General features: G+C 37.7%; 1 protein-coding gene. It reads left to right on the plus strand.

Annotated elements, in window-relative coordinates; all coding sequences use genetic code 11:
• Window positions 1–266: 266 nt before the first annotated feature.
• Complete coding sequence (locus NH399_RS25315) at window positions 267–839, plus strand: hypothetical protein (protein WP_253044309.1); 573 nt, start codon at window positions 267–269, stop codon at window positions 837–839.
• Window positions 840–1,553: the final 714 nt, after the last annotated feature.

The following is a 1,553-nucleotide window of genomic DNA, read 5'->3' on the forward strand; positions in this document are numbered from 1 at the left end:
CATAGGAGATATATCTGCGAGCAGCTGTCGACAAACTGAGATATACCTCTTAGTAGTAGTTATCTTATTGATTAATCGGTCACTTTTTCAAGCGCTTTTGTAACGTGCTATCAATGATACCGCGAAGTAATGAGCGAAAGCCCAGCGTATCAATAAAGAGTCCGGCCACTTACTAGAGCAGTAAGTATGCTTAATATACGTTTACCTTGAATCTAATAAGCTTTCACAATAAATTTGAAATGGAGAATATAAAATAAGAGGCAAACATGGAGTATCTAAAAGTTATCACAGCAACTATAAAAGCCATCATTAATTTACTTGGTTTTAAGCCTAGTCTATTTGAACGCATTAAACGCTTTATCTATCTTGAGGAGCGAGGGTACTTGGACAAACACGGAAAAAAACACCTTAATTCTCTAGTCCAATCTTTTGCCTTTGACGACGAGACTGGCTACAAATTTAGAGCAACCCCAATGGAAATTGAAATGTATCGGTGTTTCTACGAAAAAGTTAAAAAAGATGAAAGCTGGTACTTTGTTTATAGTGTGAGAGAGTTTATTTCTGGCACTGTAAACGATGCTGACTTATTTATCACCGAAGAGCAAAACAGAAAATATTTTAATATTAGATGCATGGTCTTTCTACTTATTGCAGTTATGCTTGCCTTGTTAGCATTAAGCTTTGCTATCCCTAAAGGCGGTGATTTTGCTTATATCCTATCCTTAATTTCGGGAATCCCATTTTTCTATCTCTGCGTGAAACATTCAAGGTACAGCTTCGCCATTCATTACCTAAAAAGAAGCAATAGACAAAGTCACCCAAAAAGTCTGGCAAAATAGACGATTAATACTTAACTCTTATACCCGCTTAGCTCCCGCGCAGACACATCTAGGAGACTCAGCGGGTCTGTAAAAAAATATTTAAGTAAGTTAAAAAATCACTTGTACGCTGTGACAAGAAAAACTAAACTTGCTCCTCGGTTTGCTCTGAGGTTAAGCTAACACAAAAACCTACAAGCGGCCTACAACTGAGATATTCCGTTAGTATATGCTATCAACATGTGTATGATATTTACTAGCAAAAATACCTCTCAAAAAACACACAAGGAAATCATCAAAGAGTTCGAATCTCTCCGGGCGCGCCACTTTTCAAAGCTTTTACTGATAGCACTCGCTTACATATTTCTCTATTTCCAAAAAAACTCCCCAAAACTTCACACAAGCGACTTAAATTAATAAGTGCTAAGTTCCATTTGTTAATTTTATTTGGTTAAAATCCAAGCTTTAAAAATGATTGGAAAAGACTGATGAAAATTAGGGCAATTTTACTATGTTTCTTAGCATTTCCAATGCTCTCTCATGCTGCTGGAGGCGCAGGAGCTGACGCCCCCCCTGTATTTGGCTTGCTTGAAGAACTATACAATACCAACTGACCGGCTCCCATTTTTAGATCCACCTTGTAGTGAAGACGGGCTCATCAAAATTCGCTGTTACTTAGGAACTCTTTAGGCGACAGATTATTAAGAGCTTGATGAGGTCGACTCTCGTTGTACT

This window comes from Pleionea sp. CnH1-48 (assembly GCF_024124665.1).
Lineage (GTDB): Bacteria > Pseudomonadota > Gammaproteobacteria > Enterobacterales > Kangiellaceae > JAMXSB01.